Source organism: Streptomyces sp. NPDC001544 (assembly GCF_042894285.1).
Taxonomy (GTDB): Bacteria; Actinomycetota; Actinomycetes; order Streptomycetales; family Streptomycetaceae; genus Streptomyces.
Map to the genome: position 1 here is coordinate 98,364 of NZ_JBIAVN010000001.1, position 20,924 is coordinate 119,287.

General features: G+C 71.5%; 17 protein-coding genes. 14 read left to right on the forward strand and 3 right to left on the reverse strand.

From position 1 onward, the window contains the following. Nucleotides 1-25 precede the first annotated feature (25 nt). The gene (locus ACFY0F_RS00430; RefSeq protein ID WP_388786682.1) at nt 26-1,111 is read right to left on the reverse strand and encodes a DUF3344 domain-containing protein; all 1,086 of its coding nucleotides are present in this window, start codon (nt 1,109-1,111) and stop codon (nt 26-28) included. 319 nt (nt 1,112-1,430) lie between these two features. Here ACFY0F_RS00430 and ACFY0F_RS00435 point away from each other — a divergent pair, with 319 nt between their 5' ends. From ACFY0F_RS00435 to ACFY0F_RS00450, 4 genes are all read left to right on the forward strand, one after another. Then, nucleotides 1,431-2,060 carry a hypothetical protein gene (locus ACFY0F_RS00435; protein WP_388786684.1) on the forward strand — a complete coding sequence of 210 codons (630 nt, stop codon included), beginning with the start codon at nt 1,431-1,433 and terminating at the stop codon, nt 2,058-2,060. A 191-nt stretch (nt 2,061-2,251) separates the two neighbouring features. Then, nucleotides 2,252-2,965 (forward strand): hypothetical protein, encoded by a 714-nt coding sequence (locus ACFY0F_RS00440; protein WP_388786687.1) that lies wholly within the window; start codon nt 2,252-2,254, stop codon nt 2,963-2,965. Between the two features lie 160 nt (nt 2,966-3,125). Further along, complete coding sequence (locus ACFY0F_RS00445; protein ID WP_388786690.1) at nt 3,126-3,629, forward strand: tyrosinase family oxidase copper chaperone; 504 nt, start codon at nt 3,126-3,128, stop codon at nt 3,627-3,629. Then, entirely contained in the window at nt 3,613-4,479 is an 867-nt protein-coding gene (locus ACFY0F_RS00450; RefSeq protein ID WP_388786692.1) for a tyrosinase family protein, read from the forward strand. The genes ACFY0F_RS00445 and ACFY0F_RS00450 overlap by 17 nt, the downstream gene beginning before the upstream one ends. Nucleotides 4,480-4,553: 74 nt before the next feature. Here the strand turns inward: ACFY0F_RS00450 and ACFY0F_RS00455 are convergent, their stop codons facing one another. Next, nucleotides 4,554-4,820, reverse strand: coding sequence for a chaplin (locus ACFY0F_RS00455; RefSeq protein ID WP_388786695.1), 267 nt, complete (start codon nt 4,818-4,820; stop codon nt 4,554-4,556). 262 nt (nt 4,821-5,082) lie between these two features. Between ACFY0F_RS00455 and ACFY0F_RS00460 the strand changes: the two genes are divergently transcribed. The 6 genes from ACFY0F_RS00460 (at nt 5,083) to ACFY0F_RS00485 (ending at nt 8,091) form a co-directional block, all read left to right on the forward strand. Further along, nucleotides 5,083-5,358, forward strand: coding sequence for a hypothetical protein (locus ACFY0F_RS00460; RefSeq protein WP_388786699.1), 276 nt, complete (start codon nt 5,083-5,085; stop codon nt 5,356-5,358). Between the two features lie 208 nt (nt 5,359-5,566). Next, entirely contained in the window at nt 5,567-5,842 is a 276-nt protein-coding gene (locus ACFY0F_RS00465) for a hypothetical protein (RefSeq protein ID WP_388786702.1), read from the forward strand. A gap of 208 nt (nt 5,843-6,050) precedes the next feature. After that, nucleotides 6,051-6,326, forward strand: coding sequence for a hypothetical protein (locus tag ACFY0F_RS00470; RefSeq protein ID WP_388786705.1), 276 nt, complete (start codon nt 6,051-6,053; stop codon nt 6,324-6,326). A 215-nt stretch (nt 6,327-6,541) separates the two neighbouring features. Next, nucleotides 6,542-6,802: a hypothetical protein gene (locus tag ACFY0F_RS00475; protein ID WP_388786706.1), complete on the forward strand. Its 261-nt coding sequence runs from the start codon at nt 6,542-6,544 to the stop codon at nt 6,800-6,802. Between the two features lie 50 nt (nt 6,803-6,852). Then, entirely contained in the window at nt 6,853-7,131 is a 279-nt protein-coding gene (locus tag ACFY0F_RS00480) for a hypothetical protein (protein ID WP_388786708.1), read from the forward strand. Between the two features lie 225 nt (nt 7,132-7,356). Beyond that, nucleotides 7,357-8,091, forward strand: a complete 735-nt coding sequence (locus tag ACFY0F_RS00485; RefSeq protein WP_388786710.1) for a GAF domain-containing protein — start codon at nt 7,357-7,359, stop codon at nt 8,089-8,091. On the opposite strand, the gene ACFY0F_RS00490 is transcribed toward ACFY0F_RS00485, so the two are convergent. Further along, nucleotides 8,071-9,519, reverse strand: coding sequence for an MFS transporter (locus tag ACFY0F_RS00490; RefSeq protein ID WP_388786712.1), 1,449 nt, complete (start codon nt 9,517-9,519; stop codon nt 8,071-8,073). The two genes, ACFY0F_RS00485 and ACFY0F_RS00490, sit on opposite strands and share 21 nt — an antisense overlap. A 174-nt stretch (nt 9,520-9,693) precedes the next feature. On the opposite strand from ACFY0F_RS00490, the gene ACFY0F_RS00495 reads away from it, so the two are divergent. The 4 genes from ACFY0F_RS00495 to ACFY0F_RS00510 all read left to right on the forward strand — a co-directional run bounded on the left by ACFY0F_RS00495 (nt 9,694) and on the right by ACFY0F_RS00510 (nt 20,876). Continuing rightward, entirely contained in the window at nt 9,694-11,433 is a 1,740-nt protein-coding gene (locus tag ACFY0F_RS00495) for a fatty acyl-AMP ligase (protein ID WP_388786714.1), read from the forward strand. A 33-nt stretch (nt 11,434-11,466) separates the two neighbouring features. Continuing rightward, nucleotides 11,467-18,006, forward strand: a complete 6,540-nt coding sequence (locus ACFY0F_RS00500; RefSeq protein ID WP_388786717.1) for an SDR family NAD(P)-dependent oxidoreductase — start codon at nt 11,467-11,469, stop codon at nt 18,004-18,006. Nucleotides 18,007-18,563: 557 nt separating this feature from the next. Further along, nucleotides 18,564-19,430 carry an alpha/beta hydrolase gene (locus ACFY0F_RS00505; protein ID WP_388786720.1) on the forward strand — a complete coding sequence of 289 codons (867 nt, stop codon included), beginning with the start codon at nt 18,564-18,566 and terminating at the stop codon, nt 19,428-19,430. 108 nt (nt 19,431-19,538) lie between these two features. Beyond that, nucleotides 19,539-20,876 (forward strand): macrolide family glycosyltransferase, encoded by a 1,338-nt coding sequence (locus ACFY0F_RS00510; RefSeq protein WP_388786722.1) that lies wholly within the window; start codon nt 19,539-19,541, stop codon nt 20,874-20,876. Nucleotides 20,877-20,924: the final 48 nt, after the last annotated feature.

The window sequence follows — 20,924 nt, forward strand, 5'->3', positions numbered from 1 at the left end:
AGTGCTCGGGACGGGAGGCGACTGCTCAGCTCTGGGCGTCGACGGCGGCGAAGAGAACGCCGGCCCAGGCCGCGTCCCGCTCGGCACGGAGCCGGAGGGAGAGCTGGTCACCGCCGCGCTGCAGGCCCCTGCCGAGGTCGAACACGTCGGAGTCGTAGCCGAGGTTGTTGGCGTGCCACGGCACCCGCCCCGGGGGGTTGTCCCCGAGGTCGCTGATGGTGGAGTTCAGGACGTCGTCGGGCGGGTCGGCGGGGCCGGCGAGGTCGGTGGACCCGTCCCGCTCGGTCGTCAGGGTGAGCGAGTCACCGGTGGTGCCGCGGTCGCCGTTGTACGCCACCAGGCCGGCGTAACCCCACGCGCCCGGGCCGAAGTTGATGTCCCGCAGGCTGACCTTCGGTGTGTGGGCGCTCAGCCGTGCGAAGCCGTCCCACAGCGCGAGGTCGCGCAGCGGCTCCGCGGGGTTCTCGTAGGCGACCACGAGCGTCCAGCCGCCCCACGCCCCGGCCGCCGACCGGCCGCTCGCCACGTTCACCTGCGCCACGGTGTACAGGCCCGGCGCGCTGTCCCGCACCAGCTGCGTGACGTCCGCGGAGGCCTGGAAGGCCTCCGCGCCGTCGGCCACGCGGTGTCCGACGACCGTGTCGGCGACGACCGGCTTGTAGGCCCCGCCGGGCTCGGCGACGAGCACCCGCCCGTTGTCCTCCGACGGCTTCTGCTCACCCACGCGCAGGTTGCCGCCCCAGTACAGGCGCGCGTACGACACCCGGGAGCCGGCGGGTAGACGGACCTCCGCGCGGGAGGAGTTGTAGGTGTTCGGGTCGCCGTCGACGTCGACGTAGAACATGTCGAAGTCGCCGTTCACACCGCGCCCGCCCGCCTGCACCTCGGAGCACGCGGGTGCCGGGCGGCAGCTGATGGCGGTGTTGGCGGCGCGCACGATGCCGCCGTGCTGGTGCGCGCGGTACCGCTGGGCGAAGGAGAGGCTGCTCGACTCCGGTGCGGGCGCGGCGGCCGTCGCGACCGCCGGGAAGCCGCCGGGTGCCCACATCGCGGCAAGGGCGAGGACGCCCACCGTCGCACGGCGAAGCAGTGGACCCAGGGAAGGGGGCATGACCGTCGTGGCCCTTTCGGAACAGGTGGCGGGGGCAGCGGCAGAGCGCGATGTGTCCGCCGTGAGGGGAGCGTCGGGAGGTCCGCACGCTAACCGCTAACCGGACAAGTATGGTGAAACCAGACATGTGTGTCGGACCGGTGAAGCCAGTCGGCTCCCTGGAATCACGCCATCAGCGCACAAATCGGGCGATGTGTCATAGATGGCCCAGGGAACGGTCCGTGCCGCGCCGTTGCCCCGAACGGTGGCCGACCGGTTGCAGGCGACCACGGGTGCTTTCACGGTGGGCTCAGGATCGGCCCACCGAAAGGAACCCCCCATGCGTGCTCTGCCCACACGGCGTATCGCGTCCGGCGCACTGTGCGCCGCCCTCCTGGTCGGGATCACCGCGCCCGCCGCCATGGCGGCCGACCCGGCCCGCGAGCGCAGCCACGCGGCGTCGCCCGACGCGTCGCTCCCCGGGAAGGACGCGCTCGTCGCCAAGGTCAGAAGACTGGGCGCCCTCGGGAGCGGTATCACCCCGGTCACCGACCTGCTGAACGCCGTACTCGAGGCGGACAACGGCCGGCTGCCCGCCGCCGAGGCCAGGAAGCTGGGCGACGCCGCCAAGCGCGCCCTGGCCGAGGAGATCGCCAGGACCCCGGCGCAGCGGCGCGCCGCCGACACCACGAGCGACGCGCTGGACGCCCTGCGGGAGGCCATCGACAACCTCGTGAAGGCGGTCACCGCCGACACCGTCGACGAGGTGCTTCCGACGGTCACCGACCTGCTGACCGATCTGATCGACCGCCTCACCGCTGCGCTGGTCGACGGCTCGCTGCCGGCGTCGGACGAGTCCGTGTCGACTCCGGTGACCGAGGTGCCTGCCGTCACGCTTCCCGCGATCACGATTCCGGCGATCACGTTTCCCGCGATCACGCTGCCGACGGTGGTGCAGCCGACTCCTTGAGCGTCGTACCACGCGCCCTCACCGGTCCGTCGTGGTGCCGGTCCGCCGGAACCGCACCACTGCGGACCGGAACTGATCTCATATGAGGACTTGCAATCTTGGGTGTTTCCGGTTTCCGCTCCGGTCACGGCTCGTTAGGCACGGCGACAGAGTCCCCTCCGGCAACCTGCGTTGCCGCGGAAAGGAACACGATGAAGTCCCTGAAGGCTGCCGCCGTCGTTGCCGGATCCCTGATCGCCGCCAGCGTCGGCGCGCCTGCGTTCGCCCAGGACGCCTCCGTCGCTCCCGTCGCGCCCGACGCCCACAGCGCGCCCGACCTCCAGAGTGCCGCCGCGACTCAGAGCGCTCCGGCGGACCAGAGTGCGTCGGCGGTTCAGAGCGCCCCGGTCGCGCAGAGTGCTCCTGCGGCCCCCAGCGCCCAGGCCGCCCAGAGTGCGCCTGCCGCTCCGAGCGCCCCGGTCGCGCAGAGCGCCCCGGCCGCTCCGAGCGGACCCGTGGCTCCGAGTGCTCCCGTCGCGCAGAGTGCTCCGGCGGCTCCGGCCGCGCCGGTCGCGCAGAGCGCCCCGGTCGCCCCGGCGGCTCCGGCTGCGCCGGTCGCGCAGAGCGCCCCGGTCGCCCCGGCGGCCCCGGTCGCGCAGAGCGCCCCGGCGGCCCCGGCGGCCCCGGCAGCTCCGGCCGCTCCGGTCGCGCAGACCGCTCCGGCCGCTCCGGCCGCTCCGAGCGCCCCCGCCGCCGCGCCGGCGACCCAGCCGGGCACCCCCGAGCTGGCGAACACCGACCTCAGCGGCGGCCTGTCGACCAAGTTCCCCACGGTGAACGGGCACAGCTCGCTGATCCCCTCGGCGAAGGACGCCTCGAACACCCTGGACAAGGTCAAGCCGGTGCACGGCAACCTGTGGCTGTAAAGGCTGGAAGCACGCCCTACGGAGGGACGGACCTCGGTGCACACCGAGGACCGTCCCTCCGCGTGTGCGGGGCGATCACCGGCCTGGCCGCGCGGCGGTGACCGCGCGGGACGTTCGGCGGTTAGCGCTACGGACAACCGCACCGGACGAGGAGTCAAGCATGGTCGTCAGCATCGGCGGAGCATCGGCGGAGGCCGAGCAGGGAGCACCGGACCCGGCACCGCCAGGACCGGCCGACCGCACACGGCGGAACGCGACGCTCGGCCTGGTCGCCTGCGCGGTGACCGCCGCACTCGCCCCGGTGGCCGTCGCCCTGCGGTTCTCCCGCCAGGGATCCGCGGCCGAAGACGCCCTGGACGACACCGCGTTCGACCAGACCTACCGCGGTCGCCGCATCCTGGGCATGTGGATGCCCGCCGCGGGCGCGTCCGGTGACGGCCGGTGGCATGTGACGGTGGACGGCCGTCCGCTGCATCTGATGCGCCGGGCCGACGGTACGTGGCTGAGCATGGTCGACCACTACTGCTCGTACCGGACACCGCTCGACGCCGCCCGCGCCGCCGTCGACGAACTCGGCCCCGGCCGGCGGCTGCGGGATGTGGCCCCGGGACCGATGGGCGCCCGGCCCTCGCACAGGGGGGACCGGCATGGCGTACGTGCGTAAGGACGCCGCCACGCTCACGGCGGCCGAGAAGCGCCGGTTCGTCAACGCGCTGCTGGAGGTCAAACGACGGGGCGAGTACGACCAGTTCGTGCGGACGCACATCGAGTACTTCTCCCCGGACGGCGAACAGGGGCTGCGCGCGGCGCACATGGCGCCCTCCTTCCTGCCCTGGCACCGCCGGTTCCTGCTGGAGATGGAGGGCGCGCTGCGCCGGGTGGACTCCTCGGTGACGATTCCCTACTGGGACTGGACACGCGACCGCACGACCACCTCCGTCCCCTGGACCGAGGACCTGCTCGGCGGCGACGGGCGCCGCTCCGACCACCGGGTGACGACCGGCCCGTTCGCCCACCGGCAGGGCCACTGGACCCTCAAGGTGAACGAGAGCGACGAGGAGTTCCTCACCCGGGACCTCGGCCACTCGCGCGACCCACTCGACCTGCCCACGAAGAGCGAGCTGGAGTGGGCGCTGGCGGACCCCGCCTACGACGTCGCGCCCTGGGACTCGACGGTCACCCGAGGCTTCCGCAACAAACTGGAGGGCTGGGGCACCGGCCGGGGCAGCGCCTCCTGGTACAACCACAACCGGGTCCACCGCTGGGTCGGCGGGGTGATGCTCAGTGGCGCCTCCGTCAACGACCCTGTCTTCTGGCTGCACCACGCCTTCATCGACCTGCAGTGGTATCGCTGGCAGTCGCGGCACCGCGGGGCCCGCTACCTCCCCGAGACACCGCCCGGCTCCGGCGACGGACAGCACGGACGGATCGTGGCCCGGCACCAGAAGCTGCCGCCGTGGGACGTGACTCCGGACGAGCTCGAGGACGTCGGCCGGATCTACCGGTACGCATGAGCTGACGCGGCTTCACGGCAAGAGCCCCGGCGCTGTGGCGCGCCGGGGCTCTCGTCGTGGCAGGACGGCTGAGGTCAGTTGCCGTAGTGGTGCTTCTTGTGGTGACCGTTCTTGCAGGTGTTGCCGATGGCCGGGTTGAGCAGACCGGCCGCGCTGACCGTGTTGTTGCACACGTTGATCGGCGCGTGGATCGGCACCTGGATGACGTTGCCGGACGTCACGCCGCCCGAGTTGATCGCCGCACCCTCGGCACCGGCGCCCGCCGCGGCGATACCGGCCCCGCTGAGGACCACAGCACCCGTGCCCAGAGCGGCGATCCCCGCCTTCGCGATGAGAGACATCACGTTCTCCTTAGTGACTTCGGTAAGCGCGGCGGCATGTTGCTCGACCGCACTCCACGCTCAACGCGGCGGCCGAAGACCAGTTACGGCGTTTGTCCATGGATCACCCTTTGACGCACCACCGGCCCGGATAGATGCCGGATTGGGCCAGCTGGTGGAGGTGTGCGGTGTCGAAACGTCCTTTTAGTGAACCATCCTCTAAGTTGAGCACCGTCAGTGACCAGGCCATCACGGACTGTGTCGACATGAGAACGGAGAGGTAATGCGCAAGTTCCAGAGGGTCGCAGTCGTCGCGGCCATGCTCGGCAGCGTCGGCTTCCTCGGTGCGGGCATCAGCCAGGCCCACGGTGACGAGGACGGCAAGTTCAAGGCGGACAACAAGCAGAACCAGAAGTGCTCGGCGGACTACACCGGCTTCACGGGCACCTCGGCGGGCAACGACATCCTCACGCCGAGCAACGTCAGTGGCCTGCAGCTGACCGACAAGAGCGAGCACACGTCGGTGGAGTGCACCCAGATCTGGGCCATCGGTCACTGACCGCCGGTACGCGTAACCTCAGCAGGCCCCGAGGGCTCAAGCCCTCGGGGCCTGCTGCTCGACTCCCGGTTCATCTATTTATCCCATTTATGGCGACTTTGGACGATTGCGCGTTTCTCCCATCAAAAGCCTCGAATGCTGCCTACAGTTCGTGACTGTCAGTGTCCAGTCCGCCACGGGCTGTGTCGACACGAGAATTGGAGAGGTAATGCGCAAGTTCCAGAAGGTTGCGGTTGTCGCGGCCGTGCTCGGCAGCGTCGGCTTCCTCGGCGCGGGCGTCAGCCAGGCCTACGGTGACGACGACGCGACGGTCAAGCTGGACAACAAGCAGAGCCAGAAGTGCTCGGCGGACGGGACCTACCTGACGGGTACCAAGGCGCTCAGCGACGTCACCACCTCGACCAACGTCGGTGGCCTGCAGTACAACGACAAGAGTGAGCACACGTCGGTGACCTGCAACCAGATCTGGACCGTCGGTCACTGACCACTTCAGCCGTGTCCGACAGGCCCCGGGGTTCGACCCCGGGGCCTGTCGCTGCCTTCTCGGTGTGCGGAGTCCGTCCGCCGATGTGCGGTAAGAAATTTCCTCTTTGCGCGTTTCTCGCGAGAAAAGGCGCAAATGTCATCTAAAGTTGGTGACTGTAAGTGTCCAGTCCGTCGCGGACTGTATCGACACAGGAAACGGAGAGGTAATGCGCAAGTTCCAGAAGGTTGCGGTTGTCGCGGCCATGCTCGGTAGCGTCGGCTTCCTCGGCGCGGGTGTCAGCCAGGCCCACGGTGACGACGACGCGTCCGTCAAGCTGACCAACAAGCAGAACCAGGACTGCTCGGCGGACTACACCGGGTACACCGGCACTGAGGCCGCCAGCGGCATCACCACCGCGACCAACGGCACCGGCTTCCAGTACAACGACGAGAGCAAGCACAAGTCGGTGAAGTGCACCCAGATCTGGACCATCGGCAAGTGATCGCCACCAGCTGATCTGGACGGGCCCCGGAGTGCGAACCAGGTGTTCGCGCCCGGGGTCCGTCGTTTGATGTCAGAAGCATCGAATTATTCCACTTTTGGGGATGCATACGCATCGGCGCGTTTCGTCCAACGAAAGGCCCATGTGTCACCTACAGTGGGTGACCATCGGTGGCTGGCTCGTTACGGCCTGTGTCGACTCAACAAGGAGAAGTAATGCGCAAGTACCACAAGGCGGCAGTCGCCGTTGCCATGCTCGGCAGCGTCAGCTTCCTGGGCGCCGGTGTCGGCAACGCTGCCGATGGGGCGGAGCAGGCCAAGCTCGACCAGACGTGCGCGGCGAACGACTCGTCCGTGGGGGCAGGGCTCATCAACATCCACAACGTCAACGTCGTGGTCAACCTCCTCGGCCTCCAGTACACCGACCAGAGCAAGCACAAGTCGGTGAACTGCACGCAGGCCGTCCCGGTCAAGTGACGACGGCTTCGCCGTCCGGTCACGAGGGCCGACTGTAAAGGAAAAGGCATATGCTCAATTCGAAGAAGATCGCTGCGGCCGCCGGCGTCCTGGGGAGCTTTGCTCTGATCGGTGCCGGTGCCGCCCAGGCCTTCGCCGGGGAAGGCTCCGGCAAGTGCGCCGACGACGGCAAGGGTCATGTGCGCTGCGTGCAGGTGAGTGAGTATCAGATCACCACCGACAAGCGCGGAAACATCACCATCGTCAACGATGCGACGCAGAACTGCCCCGCCGCGCACGGCCAGGTCGAGTGTGTCAGCAGCTTCGCCGTCCCTGGCAAGCACTCCTGACCTTCACCGCCCCGTACGGTGCCATATGGCCGGGACCCGATATCGGGTCCCGGCCATTGCTGTGTAATCGACGGGGTGTTGTCGCGGGGTCCTTAATCCGTTCGGATGATTTGTCGCCGTATTTATTGTCTGTTGCCGCCCCGTTCGGAGTCACTGGGTGTAGACGCCAGTGCGCTGCCCATCCACTGCGCCGAGAAACCGGCAGTGAAGCTTCAAGGGGCAGCCATGGGTATACGTTCGAGGAAGAACAGACGGATGCTGATCACCGCGGCCGCCGCCCTGTTCCCCGGTGCCGCATTCGCCGTGGGCTCCGTCGTCAATTACGTGGCCGGCGTCGTGCAGATCACGTTCATCGCCGCAGGAGCCGCCTGCTCCAGTCTGGCCGCCTACGTCGCATTGCGCGCGAAGGCCAGGCTCGCCGACGCGGAGATCGCGGCGTTCAGCGAGAACCTCTGCGCCATCGTGGAGAACCTGATACGGCTCGCCCATGAGCCGAACGGCACCAACGAGCTCAGGATCCAGACCGTCGACTGGATCACCACCCTGGTCGCCACGAAGGCCGGACCCGGCACCCGATGCGCCTACTACGCCCTGGAGGAGGACGGCCGCCGCCTCAGACGACGAGGCCAGTACGGCGACGTCAGCCAGGCACCCGACGAGTACACCGCCGACGAGGCGGACGGCAGGGACCTGCTGTGGGCGCTCGGCCGCAAGACCGCCGTCAGGATCGACGACACGTTCTCGACCAGCGGCTACCCGACGATCAACCTGGGGGACGGCTACCGGTCGTCCATCGTCGCTCCCGTGTACGTGGGGGACCGGCCCGTGGGAGTCCTCATCCTCGACGCGCCCGACGTCTGTGCGTTCGCCGAGACCGGCGAGGGCTTCGTACGCCTGTTCTCGCTGCTCCTCGCGGCCGTGCACAGCGCCGAGAGGGGATCACGGCTTGCTCCCGGCTGACGACTCGACGGCCCGGCGGTCGCCTTCCCGGTCATGCCCCCGGGGGCGGCGCAGCGCCCAGACGGCCACCGGCGCGCCCGCTCCGACCAGTGCCGCCGCCATGCACAGCCCGGCCTGATACCCCGTCCGCAGGGCTTCGGGGGACGCGGCACCCCCGGACCGCGCCGAGCGTTGCGCGAAGGTCACGACGGCGCCCACCAACACGATGCCGAACACCCCGGAGAGCTCACGGGTGGCGCTGAACAGGCCCGCGGCGAAGCCGGACAGCTGACGGGGCGCGGACTCCAGGGCCCGCGTCGTCACGGGCAGGGCCAGCGCGGAACCCGCGCCCACCGTCGCCAGTCCCGGCAGGAGGTCGACGAGGTCGCCGTAGGAACTGCCCAGCGCGACCAGCAGCAGGCCGCACGCCACCAGGAGCAGCCCCGACGCGGCGATCCGGCCGTCTCCCCACCGTCTGGCCATGACCGCGATGAACGGAGCCGTGACACACAGCGCCAGGACCACCGGAGTGAACGTCAGCCCCGCCTGGGTGGGACTGAGCCCCAGACCGCTCTGCAGGAACTGGGAGGTGTAGAAGTAGACGCCGGTCACCCCCAGCCCCCACAGCAGCTGGGCGACCAGTCCGCCCAGGAAGGGCCGTCGGCGCAGTAGTCGGCCGAGCGCGGCACTGCGGCGGGGTTCCGGCCGGCAGCACAGCGTCACCACCCCGGCGACGGCGGCGACACCCGAGACGACGACCGTCGGCTCACCGAATCCGTACGCGGGCCCCTGGATCAGGCAGTAGACCAGGGCGGCCAGGGAGAGACAGGTCAGCGCGATCACACGGTGCGGCACCGCCGTGAAGCCACCCGGCGGGCGGGGTGCGCCGCGGTCGGCGCCGGGCAGGGCGAGGGCGCCGACGAGGAAGCCGACGATGCCCAGGGGGACGTTCAGCGCGAACAGCCACTGCCAGCCCAGGTGCTGTGTCACGACACCGGAGATGACCGGCCCGAAGGCCAGCGCGGAGGCCAACGCCGCCGTCGTGGCGCCGAATCCGGCCGTGCGCACACTGCGCGGCAGGTCGTGGGACATCACCGCCAGCGAGGCCGGCAGGATGAACGCCGCGCCGGCGCCCTGCACGGCACGGAAGCCGACGAGCATCCCCTCCGAGCCCGACAGCGCACAGCACACCGAGGACCCGGTGAACACCGCGAGCCCGGTGAGCAGCGACCAGCGCCGTCCCCGGGTGTCGGTGAGCTGGCCCGCGAACAGCAGAAAGGCCGCGAGTGACAACGGATATGCGGTGGCCACCCACTTCAGGCCCGTGTCGCTCATACCGAGTTCCCTGCGCATCTCGGGCAGCGCGACATTCACCACGGTGTTGTCGAGAGCCGTCAGGAACGTGGCCAGAATGACCGCCGTGACGACGCTCAGGGTGCGAAGCCTCACGTGCGAAATATAGGCGCTGGTGACTCGTGGGTTGAGCGTACCGACGGATTGTATCGGCGTGTCACCGAAGAAGCGGCACAGGTCCGTGTTTCGCTGTTGCTCTTCGCTGTTGTTCCGCTGCTTTCGTCCGGAACCCCTCGCGCGTGAAGGTTCGGTGAGCCAGTGCCATTCCTGGTGACAGAAACCATCAGCCACCATCTTGCCCAAGCCGCCGCCCTCACACCCGACGAGACGGCCTTCACGTTCGTCGACCACAGCGCCGACACCAGGGGCGTGGCCTCCTCGCTCACCTGGCACGAACTGGACGAGCGGGTACGGCGGACCGCCCGCGCCCTGCGCTGTGCCGACACCGCGGGGGAAAGAGTGGCGGTGGTCGCTCCGCAAAGCCTGGAATACGTCGTGGGATTCCTCGCCGCCGCCTGTGCCGGTGCCATTGCGGTTCCCCTCTTCCCGCCTTCCTTGCCCGGCCACGAGGAGAAGCTCGTCGCGGTACTCCGGGACGCCTCGCCCAGGTTTCTGCTGACCGTGGAGGAACAGCGGAAGCCGCTCATGGAATTCTGCGCGGCGCACGGCATGTCCGCCGACTTCCGCGTCGTCACCGAACAGGAACTCGCGCGGAACTCGGCGGGACTGCGCGAGGATTTCGACGAGCCGCTGCCGGACGACGTGGCATACCTGCAATACACCTCGGGCTCCACCCGGATTCCGTCCGGGGTGGCGATCACGCACGCCAATGTGTGCATCAACGCCCGGCAGGCTCTCGACGCCTACGACATCCGCCGGGGCCGCAACTGCACGGTGGGATGGCTGCCGCTCTATCACGACATGGGACTGGTGTCGACGATCGCCATGCCGGTCATCGGTCATCTGCCGTCGGTCCTCATGGACCCCCTGGCGTTCATCCAGCAACCGGTGCGCTGGCTGCGCCTGCTGACCCGGCATCACGGGGCGTTCACCGCCGCGCCCAACTTCGCCTACGACTACTGCGTGCAGAGGGTGGACGCCGAGGAACGCGCCGAACTCTCCCTGGAGTCCGTCGCGGCCATGGTGAACGGCAGCGAGCCCATCGTGTCCCGCACCCTGGAGCGCTTCCAGACGGCCTTCGCGCCCGTCGGGATGAGGCGCACGACCATGCGCCCCTCCTACGGGCTGGCCGAGGCGACCGTGTTCGTGTGCGCGTCACCGGCGGGCGAGGAGCCGGCCGTCACCCCCTTCGACCGGCAGGCCCTCGGGGAGGGGACCGCGCGCACGCTGGACAGCAGCGACGACCGGGTGATGGTCGAGCTCGTCGGATGCGGCCGGCCTACGGGGCAGGAGATGGCGATCGTCGATCCCGCGACGGGACGACGCCGGGAAGACGGGGTCATCGGTGAGATCTGGCTGCGCGGCCCCAACATCGGCCGCGGCTACTGGAACCACCACGAGCAGAGCGAGGCCGTCTTCCACGCGGTCCTCGACGGGGACGACCCCACCGAACCATGGCTGCGCACCGGCGACCTGGGTGTGTGGCACGACAAGCAGCTCTACGTCACCGGCCGGCTGAAGGACCTGGTGATCATCGACGGGACCAACCACTACCCGCACGACATCGAGGAGACCGTCCAGTCGGCCCATCCGGCGATCCGCCCGCACCACATCGCCGCGTTCTCCCTGTCCGGCGACGACGGCGAGCGGCTGGCCGTCGTCGCCGAGCACGCCCGGGACGTGACCGGGTCCCAGGAACTCGCGCAGGAGGTGACCCGGGCGGTGCGGTCCGCGGTCGCCGCCAGACACGGCGTCGCCGTCCACCACTTCGTGCTGGCACCGCCCGGCAGTGTGCCCCGCACCACCAGCGGCAAGGTCGCCCGCAGCGCCTGCCGCGACCAGTACCTGGCAGGCGCGTGGGCGGACGGAACAGGCGCCTGGAACCGATGACCGGCCCTGTGCGGGCCGCAGGGAGAGGGACAGATGCGAGGAATGCAGTCGGCCGCCCGGCCCGGCCCGGAACCGGCCTCCGCCGCGGAGCTACGTGCCTTCCTGCGCCGGCTCCTCTCCGAGACCTGCGGCATCCCCGAAACAGGCCTGGACGACACCCGGCCGCTGGTGGACTACGGCCTCACCTCCCGCGCCGCCGTCGGGGTCACCGGACGGCTGGAACGATTCCTCGACGCGCCGCTGCCGGCCACGCTGCTGTGGGAGAACCCCACCATCGGATCGCTCGTGGAGCGTCTGACCAGCGGTGAGCGAACCGAACCGGAGGGACGCACCGGGAGCGGCAGCACCGAACCGGCGGCAGAGCCGGGCCCCGTCGCGGTGATCGGTGTCGGCTGCCGTCTGCCCGGCAACCTCAGCGGCCCCGAGGCCTTCTGGAAGCACCTGATCGCGGGAAGCGACCTCGTCGGCACCGTCCCCGCCCGACGCTGGCGGGACTTCGCCCACCTGCCCGGTGCGGCCGCACTGATGGCACGCACCACCCGCCGGGGCGCCTTCCTCGACGACATCGAGGCGTTCGACGCCGACTGCTTCGGCATCACGCCGCGCGAGGCGGAGGTGATGGACCCCCAGCAGCGCCTGCTGCTGGAGGTCGGCTGCGAGGCCCTGGACCACGCCGGGCGTCCCGCGTACAGCCTTCAGGGCAGTGACACCGGGGTGTTCGTCGGTCTCAGCGCCCTGGAGTACGGACACCTGACCACGTCGGACCCCGCCCGACTCACCCCGTGGACCAGTACGGGAGCCGCCGGGAGCATCGCCGCGGGCCGGCTGTCGTACCTCTTCGACCTGCACGGACCGAGCATCACCGTCGACACGGCCTGTTCCTCGTCCCTGGTGGCGGTGCACCAGGCGTGCCGCAGCCTGCGGGACGGTGAGTGCGACACGGCGCTCGCGGCGGGCGTCAACGTCGTGCTCTCGCCCACGGTCACCGCCTCCTTCCAGCAGGCCGGAGCACTCGCGGCGGACGGCCGCTGCAAACCGTTCGACGCCGCCGCCGACGGCATCATCCGCGGCGAGGGCTGCGGCGTCGTCGTCCTCAGACGGCTGGCCGACGCCCTGCGCGACGGCGACCGGGTGCTGGCCGTCATCAGGGGTACGGCGGTCAACAGCGACGGCCGGTCGGCGGGTCTGATGGCCCCCAACCCCGCGGCACAGGAACGTCTGCTCCGCGGCGCGCTGGCCGACGCCCGGATCGACGCCGCCGGAATCGACTACGTCGAGGCACACGGCACCGGCACCCTGCTGGGCGACCCCATCGAGGCCGGCGCACTGGGTGCCGTGCTCGGCCGCGGCAGACCGGCGCACCAGCCCCTGCTCATCGGCTCCGTGAAGAGCAACCTGGGCCATCTGGAAGGCGCCGCGGGGATCGTCGGCCTGATCAAGACGGTGCTGGCACTGCACCACGGCCGCATCCCGGGCAGCCTGCACTTCCACCGGCCCAACCCGCACATCGACTTCGACTCCCTCGGGCTGCGTGTCGTCACCGGGCCCGTCGCCTGGCCGGACCGGGGCACCCGGCCGGCCCGGGCAGGCGTGTCCGCCTTCGGTTTCGGAGGCACCAACGCGCACGTCGTCCTGGAACAGGCGGCGGCCGCCGCACCGCACACCGGGAGCCGGGACGGCCATGCCGCGCCCGCGGAGGTTCTCGTCGTGTCGGCCCGCTCCCACGACAGGATCGGCGACGTCGCGACCGGCCTCGCCCGGCTGCTGTCGGCCGACGACGCACCCGCGCTCAGGGACGTCTCCCACACCCTGGCCCGTAACCGGAGAGGGCCCGGGTGCGCCGCCGTCGTCGCGCGCACCCACGAGGAGGCCGCCGGACTCCTCGGCGCCCTGGCCCGCGGAGAGCAGGCCCCGGGCTGTGTGCCGCCCGGCACCGACGACCGGGCGGCGCGGCCCTCGGGCACCCGCCGTCCCGTCCTCGTCTTCTCCGGTCACGGCTCCCAGTGGCAGGGCATGGGGCTGGGCCTGCTGAGGGACGATCCCGTGTTCGAGGCGGCGGTCCGTGAGCTGGACCCGGTGTACCTCAAACGGACGGGCCGGTCGCTGCGGGACATGCTCGGGCAGACATCGGCGGCACCCGGCGTCGAGCACGTCCAGCCGCTGCTGTTCGGGATGCAGATCGCCCTGGCGCGCACCTTCCTCGCCCACGGGGTCGAACCCGCCGCCGTCATCGGTCACTCCGTGGGAGAGGTCGGCGCCGCGGTCGTCGCCGGCGCCCTGGACGTCGACGACGGTCTGCGGGTCGTCCTCGACCGGTCGGCCCGGCTCGCCGGTCTCGACAGCGCAGGCGCCGGCGCCATGGCCGCGGTGGAACTGGCCGACGAGGAACGCGAGGAGGTCCTGTCGCGTTTCCCCGGCGTCGAGATCGCCGTGCACTTCTCCCCGCGCAGATCCACCGTCGCCGGGCCGGCCCTGGCCGTGCGCGGCCTGGTCGACGAGCTCACCGGCCGGGGCCGTATGGCACGGCTCCTCGACGTCGGCGGAGCGGGACATTCCGCCGCGATCGATCCGATCGTGCCGGGGCTGCGCGAGGCCCTGAGCACGCTGCGGCCCGGCACCGCGCACCTCGCCTGGTACAACACCGTCCTCGACGACCCGCGTGCCCCCGTCCAGGCCGACGCCGCCTACTGGTGCGCCAACGTCCGCCGCCCCGTCCGACTGCGGCAGGCCGTCGCCGCGGCCGCCGCCGACGGACACGACCTCTTCCTGGAGATCTCGCCCCACCCCGTCGCCCAGATCCCCCTGACCGAAACCCTGCAAGCCGCCGGCGCCCCCGAAGCGGTGGTGGTCCCCGCCCTGCACAAGCGGATCGACGAGGCGGTCGCCCTGCGCGGCGCGCTCTTCCGGCTGCACCTCGCGGGAGCCGGAGTGGACGAGGACCGGCTCTGGCCCGCGGGGACACGGATCCCGCTGCCCAGCCCGCCCTGGCGCCACGAACGCCACTGGTTCGCGAGCCGCACCCCGGCAGCGGGTGACCCCCGCGCGGGCCACTCCCCACTGGGCCGTCGCACCGACGACCCGCGTACGGGGGCGGTGCTCTGGCAGACCGAGCTCAGCGCGGACGGCGACCGTAGAGCCGTACGACAACTCCACGGCCGCACCGTCCTCACCCTGCCCGCGGCCGCCGCCCTCATGATCGCGGCGGCCCAGGAGATCCACGCGCGGGACGGGCTTCCTGAACTGCGCCTGGAGGACGTGGCCGTCCACCGGTGGCTGCCCCTGGCCGGCAGGACACCGGTGACCGTCGTCTGGGACCCCTCCGACGCCGGCGCCACCGTCACCGTCAACGCCCGCACCACGAGCGGCACCTGGACCTGCCACGCATCGGCGCGGATCCCCACCGAACCGGCATCGGCTCCCGACGTCCCGCCCACCCCGCCGGACGTCGTCAGCCACTGGAGCCGCGCCGACTCCGGGGACCACGCCGGGGAGTCGTACGAGGAACTCCTCGCCGCGATGCTGTACGCGCCGGCCGACGCCGATGCCACTCCCGCGGGCCTGCGGTCCCTGCACCTCCAGCACCCCGGCGCCCTGAGCACGCAGTACACCCTCCACGCCTTCGAGGACGCTTCCGACGGAAGCTGGGACGTCGTGGCGGACGCGGCCGACGCGTGCATCACCGCGAAGGGGCTGCGCCTTCGCCCCGCCGGGGAGGATGAGGTCCCCCGGCACCTCGAGGCGCTCGCCCACGACATCCAGTGGCAGAAGTCGGCCGTCCCGCTCCCGGCACCGCTCGACAGCGCCCTGATCCTCGTAGGCGACAGGGGCCCCGGCACCGGCGAGGACGCACTGGCCACCGGGCTCGCGGAGGAGCTGGCGGAGGCGCTGGCGGCGAAGAACGTACGGACCACGACCCGGCCGCTCACCGCGCCCACCGACCGATTGTTCGACGACTGGCCGCAGGGAACGGCTCCGGCGGCTCCCCGCGCCGTCGTACTGCTCCTCGGCGCCACCCCAGGGTCCCCGGCCGACGCCCTGTGCGGCGCCGCGCGGGTCGCTCGGCAGCTCGCCGCCGACCGCCACGCCCAGCACCGGCCCCGGCTCTGGCTGGTCACCGTACGGGCCCGGGCCTCCGCACCGGGCGAGCCCGGCAAGCCCGAACTGGCCTGCCTGCGCGGTCTCGTACGCACCCTCGCCCTCGAGGAGCCCGCACTGCGCGCGACCCTCGTCGACATCGACGACCAGTTCGACCACGTGGACGACCTCGTGCAGGAGCTCCTCGGCAACAGTCCCGAGGACGAAGTCGTCTGGCGGGCGGGCACCCGCAAGGTCGCCCGGCTGTCGCCCGCCGACTGCGCGGAGCAGCAGTACGAGGCACCGTTCGTGCGCCGCAGCGGTTCCTACATCGTCACCGGCGGCCTCACCGGCCTGGGGCTCGCGACGGCCCGCCGCCTGGCCGAACAGGGGGCCGGCCGGCTGGTCCTGTGCGGAAGACGGCCTCCCGGCCCGGAGGCGGAAGAGGCCATCGCCGGGCTGCGTGAGCTCGGGACGTCCGTCGCCGTGGCGCAGGGGGACATCGCCGACCCGGACGTGGCTCCCCGCCTGGTGCGGGCCGCGATCGAGGAGGGGCACCCGCTGCGCGGGGTCGCCCACTGCGCCGGCGTCCTGCACGACCGCATGATCACCGACCTGGACCCCGACGACATCCACACCGTGCTGCGGCCCAAGGTCACCGGGGCACTGCGGCTGGAGGCGGCCGTCGACTCCCACGACCTCGACTGGTGGGTGTTCTACAGTTCCGCGGCCGCCCTCCTCGGCTCACCCGGCCAGTCCGCCTACGCGGCCGCCAACGCCTGGCTGGACGCGATCGCCCAACGCCGCAGAGCGGAGGGCAGACCTGCCACGTCCATCGCCTGGGGCCCCTGGCGGGAGGCCGGCGCCGCGCCCGAAAACCCGGCCCTGGCAATGGAGTCCCTCACCGTGGCCGAGGGACTGGACGCCCTGCAGACCCTCGTCGTCCACCGCCACACGCACACGGGTGTCGTGCACCTCGACAGCCGGCGAGTCCTCGAGGCCTTCCCCTCCCTGGCCGACATCCCCTTCTTCAGCGACAGCCTCCGAGTCCATGACACCTCCGTGGACGACTGGCCGGGGCCCGGCGCCCTGGACACCCTCGGCGAGCGGGCCGCCGACAAGATCTGCGAGCGGCTGGCCGAGCGAACCGCCGCGATCATGGGCTTCCGCGCCCCGGACCTCGACGACACGGTTCCGCTGCCCGCGCTCGGGCTGGACTCCCTGATGGCCGTCCGCATCCGCAACGCCGTCCTGCAGGACTTCGCCGTCGAGCTGTCCCCGGACCTCATGCTGCGCGGGGCGACCCTGACCGAGGTCGGTGACACCGTCCTGGCGGAGCTCGGGCTGCGACGCGAGGCACCCGACGCGCCACGACAGGACACCCCCGCGGGGGCCCTGCCCGCCGCGACGCTGCCGTCCTCCATCCAGCCACGCGACGCCGCCGAGCGTCTGGTGGCCGGTGCCTGGGCGGAAGTCCTGCCGGAGCCGCCGACGGACGTCCGCTGCCACCTCCTCGCGGCCGGCGCGGACCAGCGCGTCGCGGAGGAACTGATCGAGGCGATCCGCCGCCGCCTGGGCGAGGACACCGAGCTCACGCTGACCGCCGAGACGGTGCTCGAGCACGGCACGGTGGCCGCCGTCGCGGAACTCGTCCGGCCGGCCGTCAACCCCACCGGCGACAGCGTCGTGAACCCCCTGCGGCCGTCACGGCCGGGCTCCTCCAGGCCGCCCTTGTTCACCTTCCACCCCGCCGGCGGCCCGACCTCCGTCTACCAACCGCTGACCCGGCTCCTGCCCCGCGACCAGCCGGTGTACGGGATGGAACGGCTGGACCGCGTGAACTCGATGGAGGAGATGGCCGCGCACTACCTGTCCCTCATCAGGCGGATCCAGCCGCGGGGGCCCTACCGGCTCCTCGGCTGGTCCTTCGGCGGCTGCCTCGCCTACGAGACGGCACAGCAGCTGACCGACGCGGGGGAGAGCGTCGCCTTCCTCGGACTGATCGACACCATCCTGCCGGCCGCCCTGCCGGACCTGGACTCCGAGGAACTGCTGCTCGAACGCTTCCGCCGGTTCGCCGCGTACATCGAGAAGACCTACGGACAGCACCTGGACCTGCCCTACGACGAACTCGCGGCCACGCCCGACGACCAGCAGATCGACGTCGTCATGCGCGTGGCGGCGAGGGCAGGGCTCGACATGAGCCCGGGCGTCATGGAGCACCAGCGCACCTCCTACATCGACGCCCGGGTCGGCGAGCGCTACGTCCCCCGCCCGTACGGCGGCCCCGTGGTGCTCTACCGCGCGCAGCAGGCGCAGCGCCTCACGACGGCCCTCGACCCGCGTTACCTCAGGTCGGAGGCCGATCTGGGCTGGGCGCCGCTGTGCCCCCGTCTCGAAGTGGTGCCCGTCGAGGGCGACCACCTCTCCCTGATCGACCCGCCGCACGTCACGGCGATCGCCCGCCACCTCACGCGGTCCCTGACGGTGACCGGATGAGCCGCACCGCGCGCCGGCCGCGCATCCGGGCGTACCTGCTGGGCGGCGTGCTGCTGATGTCGCCCCTGGCCGCGGCGGGGCACGCCACAGCGGCGGGGGCCTCCCCAGCGGCGGGGGCCGTTCCGGCGGAGCATGTCCCAGTGGCCGGGTCCGCCCCAGCGGTGGGGGCCGTTCCGGCGGCGGGGCACGTCCCGGTGGCCGGGTCCGTTCCAGCGACCGGGTCTGCCCCAGCGTCCGGGTCCGCCCCGGCAGCGGGGCACGTTCCAGTGGCCGGGGCCGCCCCAGCGGTGGGGACCGTCCCAGCGGTGGGGGTCGTCCCAGCGGTGGGGGCCGTCCCAGCGGTGGGGGCCGTTCCGGCGGCGGGGCACGTCCCAGCGACCGGGTCTGCCCCAGCGGCGGGGCACGCCCCAGCGACCGGGTCCGTCCCAGCGGCGGGGCACGCCCCAGCGGCCCGAGACGCCCAAGCGACGGGGCACGTCCCAGCGACCCGGCACGTCACGGTCGCCGGGGGCCGCCCCGGGCCGGCCCTTGCCGACGACGGCGCCTACATCAGCCGTGTGGAACCCCTCGACGAGCGCGTGCTCGACCTCACGGTCGAGTCACCGGCCATGAGAGCCGCCATGCCGGTGCGCGTCATCCTCCCCCGGCACTGGCGGGAGGAACCGAACAGCACCTTCCCGGTCGTCTACCTGCTGCAGGGGGCGAGCGACGACTACACGTCGTGGACCCGTGAAACCGACATCGAGGAACTCGCCGCCGACACCGACGTCCTCGTCGTCATGCCGGAAGGCGGCCGGGCCGGCTTCTACACCGACTGGTGGGACCACGGCAGGAGCACGGCCCCGCGCTGGGAGACGTTCCACACCGGGGAACTGAGGCAGTTGGTGGAACGCGCGTTCCGCGGCGACGGCGCCCGGGCGGTCATCGGACTGTCCGAGGGCGGCCTGGGCGCGCTGAACTACGCCGCACGTCACCCGAACACCTACCGCTTCGTCGGTTCCCTCAGCGGTGTCGTCGACACCTCCGACCCGGTCATGCGGTTCGGCATCGCCGTCACCTGCCTGCGTGAGCACGTCGACCCCGAGCGCCTGTGGGGGCGCCCGGACGCGCAGCGACGGATCTGGGACGCCCACAACCCCTCCCGCATGGTGAGCAGGTTCAGGAACACCTGGGTCTACCTCTACGCCGGGACGGGAGTTCCCGGCGGACTGGAGCAGGGGTTCGACGCGGCCGCCTCCCTGCTGGAGAAGCCCCTGGGCCCCTCCACCTACGCGTTCGCCCGTGACCTACGCCGCAGCGACGTCAAGGTCACCACCGACCTGTTCAAGCCCGGCACCCACGCGTGGCCTTACTGGCAGCGGGAGTTGCACCGCATGTGGCCTTCCGTGCTCTCCGCGCTGGGGGCCGGCGCGTCCGAGCGCTGACCGCCGGTTCGCACCCGCCCGGAGGTCTTGGAGGTGCCGTCGCCTGCCCTCTGTGCTGGCATTGCACCTGGGGGTACTCGTGCCGACCCGCGGCCGAAAGGGGCCACCGTGACCTGGCAGGCTCAGCCGTCCCGCCCGCCCGGGGAGGCGCTCGGCGCGCACATCGTCGTCGTCACCATTCCGCAGCCAGGCCATGTCCTGCCCACTCTCGCGGTCGTGAGCGAACTCGTGCGGCGCGGCCACCGCGTGACCTACGTGGCCAGCGAGGAGTTCGCCGGGCCGGTCCGTGAGGCCGGCGCGGATGTCTTCCTTCCCCTGGTGGGCCGCCCGCCGGTGGGTGCCATCCCGGACGGCGACCTGGAGGCCGGGGTGCTGCTGCTGGCCCGCCAGGCGAGCGAACTGGTACCGCGCTTGCTCGACGTCTTCGCCCGGGACAGACCGGACGTCGTCCTCCACGACCTGCTGGCCTGGGGCGGGCAGGTGGCGGCGCACCGTATGGGTGTCCCGGCCGTGCAGCTCAACTGCAGTCACGCTCCGTACGCCGGCTGGGAAACCGAGATGTGCGGTGTCTCCTCGCTCCGGCAGGCCGCGTTCCACGACGCCTTCCGCTCACTGCTGAGCAGCAACGGCGTCGGCGTCGGCCTCGAGTCCTTCCTCACCGAGCCGTCGTCCGGCGTGGTGTTCACGGTCAGGTCCTTCCAGCGGCGTCCCGAGACGGTCAGCGAGGCGCACACGTTCGTCGGGCCGGCGCTCGGACCGCGGAGCTTCCAGGGGGACTGGCACCGGTCCTGCGCGGACCGGCCCCTGCTGGCGATCGCGATGGGTTCCTCCCCGGACGTGTCCCCCTCGTTCGTCGAGGCCTGCGTGGAAGCGTTCGAGCCGGTCGGCTGGGAGGTGGTCATGGCCGTGGGGGATCGGATCGACCCGGACCGGATCGGCCCGGACCGCGCCGGTCCGCAGGACGGGGCCGCGGTACCGGAGAACTTCCGGCTCATGCGCCGCATCCCCCAACTGAGCGTCCTCTCCCAGGCCGGGGCCTTCATCGGTCACGGCGGGATGGGCAGCGTCATGGAGGCGATGTACCACGGGGTTCCGCTGGTGGTCGTCCCCCGGATGGCGGAGCAGATGGTCAACGCGCGCCAGGTCGAGCGACTCGGCCTCGGCCGCTGCCTCCCACCGCAGGGCCTGACACCAGGGGCGCTTCGTGAGGCGTTCCTGGATGTCGTCTCCGACGACCGGATCGCGGCGCGGGTGCGGAGGATGCGGCAGGAAGTCCGGACCGCCGGTGGTGCGCGGGCGGCCGCGGACGTCGTGGAACGGGCCGTCAGGAACGGTCGGCCGTCCTTGCCGCCTGCCGGCGCGTCGTACCGAGTGGCGCGGGAAGTGGTGCGGGGGGCGCCGCACGGCGCCGGACTGCCAGACACGCCTCTGCCTCGTGCACATTGATGACCAGGGAGCCGATCAGGTCGAGCAGTGCCGCCTCGATCTCCCCGC

What these genes read in the sequence shown, in the direction of transcription:
- ACFY0F_RS00435 (WP_388786684.1), top strand. Translation starts at nt 1,431, where the DNA reads ATGCGTGCTCTGCCCACACGGCGTATCGCGTCCGGCGCACTGTGCGCC.
- ACFY0F_RS00475 (WP_388786706.1), top strand. Translation starts at nt 6,542, where the DNA reads ATGCGCAAGTACCACAAGGCGGCAGTCGCCGTTGCCATGCTCGGCAGC.
- ACFY0F_RS00455 (WP_388786695.1), bottom strand. Translation starts at nt 4,820, where the DNA reads ATGTCTCTCATCGCGAAGGCGGGGATCGCCGCTCTGGGCACGGGTGCT.
- ACFY0F_RS00445 (WP_388786690.1), top strand. Translation starts at nt 3,126, where the DNA reads ATGGTCGTCAGCATCGGCGGAGCATCGGCGGAGGCCGAGCAGGGAGCA.
- ACFY0F_RS00480 (WP_388786708.1), top strand. Translation starts at nt 6,853, where the DNA reads ATGCTCAATTCGAAGAAGATCGCTGCGGCCGCCGGCGTCCTGGGGAGC.
- ACFY0F_RS00485 (WP_388786710.1), top strand. Translation starts at nt 7,357, where the DNA reads ATGGGTATACGTTCGAGGAAGAACAGACGGATGCTGATCACCGCGGCC.
- ACFY0F_RS00430 (WP_388786682.1), bottom strand. Translation starts at nt 1,111, where the DNA reads ATGCCCCCTTCCCTGGGTCCACTGCTTCGCCGTGCGACGGTGGGCGTC.
- ACFY0F_RS00440 (WP_388786687.1), top strand. Translation starts at nt 2,252, where the DNA reads ATGAAGTCCCTGAAGGCTGCCGCCGTCGTTGCCGGATCCCTGATCGCC.
- ACFY0F_RS00465 (WP_388786702.1), top strand. Translation starts at nt 5,567, where the DNA reads ATGCGCAAGTTCCAGAAGGTTGCGGTTGTCGCGGCCGTGCTCGGCAGC.
- ACFY0F_RS00460 (WP_388786699.1), top strand. Translation starts at nt 5,083, where the DNA reads ATGCGCAAGTTCCAGAGGGTCGCAGTCGTCGCGGCCATGCTCGGCAGC.
- ACFY0F_RS00500 (WP_388786717.1), top strand. Translation starts at nt 11,467, where the DNA reads ATGCGAGGAATGCAGTCGGCCGCCCGGCCCGGCCCGGAACCGGCCTCC.
- ACFY0F_RS00450 (WP_388786692.1), top strand. Translation starts at nt 3,613, where the DNA reads ATGGCGTACGTGCGTAAGGACGCCGCCACGCTCACGGCGGCCGAGAAG.
- ACFY0F_RS00470 (WP_388786705.1), top strand. Translation starts at nt 6,051, where the DNA reads ATGCGCAAGTTCCAGAAGGTTGCGGTTGTCGCGGCCATGCTCGGTAGC.